The organism is Sphingomonas sp. CCH9-F2, assembly GCF_001556735.1.
In the GTDB taxonomy this organism is placed as follows: Bacteria; Pseudomonadota; Alphaproteobacteria; order Sphingomonadales; family Sphingomonadaceae; genus Sphingomonas; species Sphingomonas ginsenosidimutans.
This window is the reverse complement of sequence record NZ_LSJO01000644.1, coordinates 1-4,676: the sequence shown is the minus strand read 5'-3', so window position 1 is coordinate 4,676 and position 4,676 is coordinate 1. Positions and strand designations below refer to the sequence as shown.

Sequence of the window (4,676 nt, the reverse complement as noted above, 5' to 3'; positions counted from 1 at the left end):
GTGCAGGGCGGGGTGAAAGTGGCCGCGACGCCCGCAGGATGGCAGTTTTCGGTGGCTCCACCGCGTCGATCAGTCTGACCGACGTTGTTCCATTGCCATTAACCCTCGCCGCCCTACATTGCGGATGACGAAAGGTAGCGCATGAACGACAACGACCGGCAGCCCAATGGCGAGAATGGCGGCGGTGGCCCCAATCCGTGGATGAAAAGCCTGCTGATCTGGGTCGGCGTGCTGTTGTCGCTGGCGCTGGTCGTGACGGTGCTGGGCGGCGGCAATTCCACCGCGCAGGGCAATACGATCGCCTATTCGACCTTCCTCGACAAGGTGGACGAGGGGACGGTCAAGAGCGTCAACGTGTCGCGCGACATGATCTCCGGCAGCTTTTCCAGTGGCGACAAGTTCCGCACCTATCCGGTGCAGGATTCGGGGCTGATGGACCGGCTGCGCAAGTCCGGCGTCGAGGTGGCGGGCAAGCCTGAGGAAGGCCCGTCGATCTGGCTCCTGATGCTGTACAATTCGCTGCCGTTCCTGCTGTTCATCGGCATCGCCTTCTTCGTGCTGCGCCAGATGCAGAAGGGCGGCGGCGCGGGCGGGGCGATGGGCTTCGGCAAGAGCCGCGCGCGGATGCTGACGCAGAAGGAAGGCAAGGTCACCTTCGACGACGTCGCGGGCATCGACGAGGCGCGCGCCGAGCTGACCGAGATCGTCGATTTCCTGAAGGACCCGTCAAAGTTCGCGCGGCTGGGTGGCAAGATTCCCAAGGGGGCGCTGCTGGTCGGATCGCCCGGTACCGGCAAGACGCTGCTGGCGCGCGCGATCGCGGGCGAAGCGGGCGTGCCGTTCTTCACCATCTCCGGCTCGGACTTCGTCGAGATGTTCGTCGGCGTCGGCGCCAGCCGCGTGCGCGACATGTTCGAACAGGCCAAGAAGAGCGCGCCGTGCATCGTCTTCATCGACGAGATCGACGCGGTCGGCCGGCACCGCGGTGCGGGGCTGGGCAACGGCAATGACGAGCGCGAGCAGACACTGAACCAGCTGCTGGTCGAGATGGACGGTTTCGAGGCCAACGAAGGCATCATCATCGTCGCGGCGACCAACCGCCCCGACGTGCTCGACCCCGCGCTGTTGCGTCCCGGCCGGTTCGACCGGCAGGTGGTGGTGCCGCGCCCGGACATCGAGGGCCGCGTCAAGATCCTCGAAGTCCATATGAAGAAGGTGCCGCTGGCCCCCGACGTCGATGCGCGCACGATCGCGCGCGGCACGCCGGGCTTCTCGGGCGCGGACCTCGCCAATCTGGTCAACGAGGCCGCGCTGATGGGCGCGCGCAAGGGCAAGCGGCTGGTCGCGATGGCCGAGTTCGAGGAGGCCAAGGACAAGGTCATGATGGGCGCCGAGCGGCGTTCGATGGTGATGACCGAGGACGAGAAGCGAATGACCGCCTATCACGAGGCGGGCCATGCGATCGTCGCGCTGCACGAGCCAGCGTCCGACCCGATCCACAAGGCGACAATCATCCCGCGCGGCCGCGCGCTGGGCATGGTGATGCGCCTGCCCGAGCGCGACAGCTACAGCTATCACCGCGACAAGATGTACGCGAACCTGGCGGTGGCGATGGGCGGGCGCGTGGCCGAGGAGATCATCTTCGGCTATGACAAGGTATCGTCGGGCGCATCGGGCGACATCCAGTACGCCACCGGCCTCGCCCGCGACATGGTCACTAAATGGGGCATGTCCGACAAGGTCGGGCCGGTCGAATATGCGCAGCCCGAGGGCGAGAGCTTCCTAGGTTATTCGTCCAGCCAGCCGGTGCGCATGTCGAACCAGACCGCGCAATTGATCGACGACGAGATCAAGTCGATCGTCGAGGGTGGGCTGCACCGCGCCAAGCAGGTGCTGACCGACCATATCGACCAGCTGCACACGCTGGCGGGCGCGCTGCTGGAATATGAGACGCTGTCCGGCGAAGAGATCAAGCGGCTGATCGCGGGCGAGGATATCGGCCGGCAGGATCAGGGACCGAAGACGCGGACGGTGCCGACCGCGGGCACGTCGATCCCGAAGACGCGGCGTCCGTCGGGGCCGTTCGGCAATCCGTCGCCCGCCGGCGCCTGACGCGCGTCTGCGCGGATCGACGTTCCGGCAACCGATCCGTTGGTGCTGATGAGAGGCTGAGCGACGTCGACGCCTCGTCGGCGGAGCGCTGCTCCTGGTGACCCCGTTTCGCCGTTGCTCGGCGCGACCGGAGGCGAATATCGACCCGCTCTAGAATTCGCGCGACAGCGCGAATTCGGCGCGGATCCGGCGAAAGGCGTAGAGCGGCACGGTCGACTGGTTGCGCGTGGCCGATACGCGCACCAGCGGCGCCGCGCCCAGAATCCGATGGCGCCGCCACACCAGCCCGCCGGTTGCGCTCCACCGCCAGTCGTTCCGGACCTGCGGAAACAGCAACAAGCGCGCGTCCGCCGCGCTGTGCGCGACATCCGCCTGGACGAAGGCGGCGAGCACCGGCCCCTGCCGCGCCGCCAGCGCGCCGACCGCGATCGTGCCCAGGCTGTAGCCCGGATCGCGCGCCGCGAGCCGCGACGCGCGCAGCGTGCCGCGCACGCTCCACCGCGCATCCACCGCGCGATCCAGCACGGCATTGACGTCCCAGCTGGTCCCGTCCTGCGCCGCGATACGATCGTCGAGCCGTGTGGCGCTCGCCTCCAGCTCGATCTGGGTCGCGCGGTCGAGCGCCCGCAACAGGTTGAGCGACACGCCCACCGCATCGGCGAGCTGCGCGCCCCCGAACCAGCGGCGGCCCAGCGTCGCGGCGGGGCGGATGCGCCAGCCGCGGTACTGGAACTCCGGCCCGCCCGCCAGCGTCGCGAACCCCGTGTTGAAGCGGCTGGCGCGGTAGCGGTCGCCGCCCAGCGACAGGCGGGTCAGCGTCTCCACCCCGCCCAGCGGCACGCGCGCGAACCCCTGTGCCGCCAGCGACACGCCGATCCCTGCGCGAGCGCGTGCGTCCGCATCCAGCGTCAGATCGGCGATGACGGTTTCGATCGTGCGCTGTCGGGTGGCGGCATTGACGTTGCTATCGGGGGCGACCGCCACCTCGACGCTGATCCCCAGCGGGCGGCGCGAGCGCAGCGCGGTGGCGAAGCGATCGACGACCTGCGCGACATCCTCCGGCAGCGGGCCGGCGCCGACGATCCGCAATTCGCGCCGCGCCGCCGCCTCGTCGCCGGCACGCGCCAGCAGCCGGGCGAGGTCGAGCCGGACGCGCGCGGCCTGCGGCTTTTCGTCCAGCAGCCGCCGCCAGATCGCGATCGCGTCGCGCGGGCGCGCGGTCTGTTCGTAGAGCTGCCCCAGCCGGAAGCGCGCCTCCGCGCGATGGTCGGCATCGGGATCGGCGGTCAGCGCCAGCAGCAGCCGCTCGGCCGCGTCGGTGCGTCCCGCGGCGCGCTGCGCCTCGGCCAGCGCGAACACCTGCGCCGCGGACAGGCCGGTGCGGCAGGGGGCGGGACAGTCGGCGGCGGCGGCGACCGGCGCGTCCTGGAGCGCCACCGTCAGCGTTTGCGGCCGGCGATCGCCCCCGTCCCTGCGCCGTCGCCGGTGCGGAAGCCGAAGACGCCCGCGATTTCCGCGGCACCGGGGCCGTAGAACATGCCCCCCATCGTGGCGCCATCGCCGCTGGCGGAGAAGGAGAAGCCGTTGGTGTCCGAACGGATCGTGCCGGTCAGTGCCATCGGACTGAACGACTTGCCGCGCCCGTCGATGACGTTCTGCCCCTGCAGCGTCATGCCGGCGGTGACGGTGGAGGCACCAAAATCCGCCTCGAAGCTGCTTTGCCCGCCCAGCGCATAGACGCCGGTCGAATCGGCGAACTGCCCGTCGACGATCGTGTCGTAGCTCGCGCGCCCGGTGCGCGGCATGTCGGCCGCGGTGGTGCGCACGCCATAGCTGAAGAAGGTGGTGTCGACCGTGCGGCTGCCGTTCGTGGCGGTGCCGATTTCCTGATAGGCGCCGAAGCTGGCATAGGTGAGCGCCAGGCGCGGATTGGCGGCGCCGGGGTTGAACAGCGTCAGGTTCTGCTGCGTCGTCCCGGCGCGTTCGTAATTGGTGAGCGTGGCGTTGCCGGATATGCGCTGCGCCGGGCCGAACGACGGCGTGGTCAGGCCATCGCCGGTGACGGTATAGCTTTGCGCCGCCGCGTCGTAGCGGACCGCCGCGATGTTGCTGACCAGCGGGACGGTGCCGTCGAAATTGCGGGCGCTGCCGCTGGCCGACACCTCGTAGCGGATGCGCCCCTTGTAGCCGGCAAAGCCCTCGCTGACGCGCAGGTCGGTCAGGCTGGCGTTGCGCTGGTCGGTCGGGGAGATTTGCACATTGGTGCCGACACTGGGGCCGGCCCCGCCGCCGCCGCACGCGGCGAGCGAAAGGGTCAGCGCCGCCAGCGCGATGGTCGTCGTCTTGTTCATGCAAGTCCCCCCGGATCGCGCGGAGCCCTAGCCCAGGCGCCCGGCACCGGCAACGGCGATGGTGGTGCGCGCGGCCTTATTGCGGCCCCGAAGCCATGATCTGTCCCAACGCGGCGCAACGAAAGGACACGGGGCCATGGTGCGATCGGGCGGGGCGGCGTTGGCGGTGGCGGTCGCGGGTGCCGTGCCGGCGGCGGCGGCTCAGGATGCCCC

The 4,676-nt window shown here is 69.8% G+C and carries 3 protein-coding genes; 1 reads left to right on the top strand and 2 read right to left on the bottom strand.

All coding sequences use genetic code 11. The features are described 5' to 3' along the window. Nucleotides 1-141 precede the first annotated feature (141 nt). Nucleotides 142-2,112, top strand: a complete 1,971-nt coding sequence (ftsH, locus tag AX685_RS18130) for an ATP-dependent zinc metalloprotease FtsH (protein ID WP_066491147.1) — start codon at nt 142-144, stop codon at nt 2,110-2,112. A gap of 150 nt (nt 2,113-2,262) precedes the next feature. Here ftsH and AX685_RS22905 read toward each other — a convergent pair whose 3' ends face one another. Both AX685_RS22905 and AX685_RS22900 read right to left on the bottom strand, forming a co-directional pair. Continuing rightward, nucleotides 2,263-3,549, bottom strand: a complete 1,287-nt coding sequence (locus tag AX685_RS22905) for a surface lipoprotein assembly modifier (protein WP_066491145.1) — start codon at nt 3,547-3,549, stop codon at nt 2,263-2,265. Nucleotides 3,550-3,551: 2 nt separating this feature from the next. Further along, entirely contained in the window at nt 3,552-4,463 is a 912-nt protein-coding gene (locus tag AX685_RS22900; protein WP_066491143.1) for a transferrin-binding protein-like solute binding protein, read from the bottom strand. Nucleotides 4,464-4,676 lie beyond the last annotated feature (213 nt).

Excerpts from the sequence above, each read along its gene's own strand:
- ftsH (WP_066491147.1), top strand. The coding sequence starts at position 142 with ATGAACGACAACGACCGGCAGCCCAATGGCGAGAATGGCGGCGGTGGC.
- AX685_RS22900 (WP_066491143.1), bottom strand. The coding sequence starts at position 4,463 with ATGAACAAGACGACGACCATCGCGCTGGCGGCGCTGACCCTTTCGCTC.